This window comes from Methylobacterium tarhaniae, from assembly GCF_001043955.1.
Lineage (GTDB): Bacteria > Pseudomonadota > Alphaproteobacteria > Rhizobiales > Beijerinckiaceae > Methylobacterium > Methylobacterium tarhaniae.
Genome location: NZ_LABZ01000207.1, coordinates 1 through 900, shown reverse-complemented (window position 1 = coordinate 900; position 900 = coordinate 1). Strand labels below are relative to the sequence as shown.

The 900-nt window shown below is 64.1% G+C and carries 2 protein-coding genes; both read left to right on the top strand.

Annotated features, from left to right (window positions below; genetic code table 11):
* Nucleotides 1-105 precede the first annotated feature (105 nt).
* The gene (benB, locus tag VQ03_RS25480; protein WP_048453716.1) at nucleotides 106-597 is read left to right on the top strand and encodes a benzoate 1,2-dioxygenase small subunit; all 492 of its coding nucleotides are present in this window, start codon (nucleotides 106-108) and stop codon (nucleotides 595-597) included.
* Between the two features lie 10 nt (nucleotides 598-607).
* Nucleotides 608-900 (top strand): 2Fe-2S iron-sulfur cluster-binding protein (locus VQ03_RS25475; protein WP_048453715.1); only part of this gene is annotated, 293 nt, incomplete at its 3' end.

Sequence of the window (900 nt, the reverse complement as noted above, 5' to 3'; positions counted from 1 at the left end):
GGGGGAGGGTTCTTGGGAGCCGGACCCATCCATCGAACCGAAACATCAGCGGCGCCGCCCCCACCGGGACGCCGAGCGCCCCCGCACGCCCTCAAGGAGCCCCCCATGCCCCTCACCCTGGAGCAGGTGCAGCAATTCCTCTACCGCGAGGCCCGCTTCCTCGACGACCGCGACTTCGATGCCTGGCTGGCGCTCTACGCCCCCGACGTCGAGTTCTGGATGCCGTCCTGGGACGACGACGACCAGCTCGTCACCGATCCGCAGACCGACGTCTCGCTGATCTACTACGACAGCCGCAGCGGCCTGGAAGATCGCGTGTTTCGCATCCGCACCGAGCGGTCCAGCGCCACCAGCCTGCCGGAGCCGCGCACTTCGCACAACATCTCCAACGTCGAGATCCTGGAGCAGGACGAGACGACCTGCAAACTCCGCTTCAACTGGCTGACTTTCAATTACCGCTACAAGACGGTGGATACGCATTTCGGCACGTCGTTCTACACCCTCGACACCGGCGGAGAGACTCCGCTTATCAAGAAAAAGAAGGTGATCCTGAAGAACGATTACATTCACCACGTCATCGACGTCTATCACATCTAGGGAGGGCGCCATGCATAATATTGCGCTCAATTTCGAGGACGGGATCACCCGCTTCATCGCCTGCCGGCCGGGTGAGACGGTGGCGGACGCGTCCTACCGCCTCGGCATCAACATCCCGCTCGATTGCCGGGACGGCGCCTGCGGCACCTGCCGGGTCCATTGCGAGTCCGGCCGGTTCGATCCGGGCAGCTACATCGAGGACGCGCTGACCGACGAGGAAGCGGCTCAAGGTTACGGCCTCGCCTGCCAGATGCGGCCGAGGACCGATCTGGTTCTGGCGGTGGCGGCCTCGTCCGAGGTCTG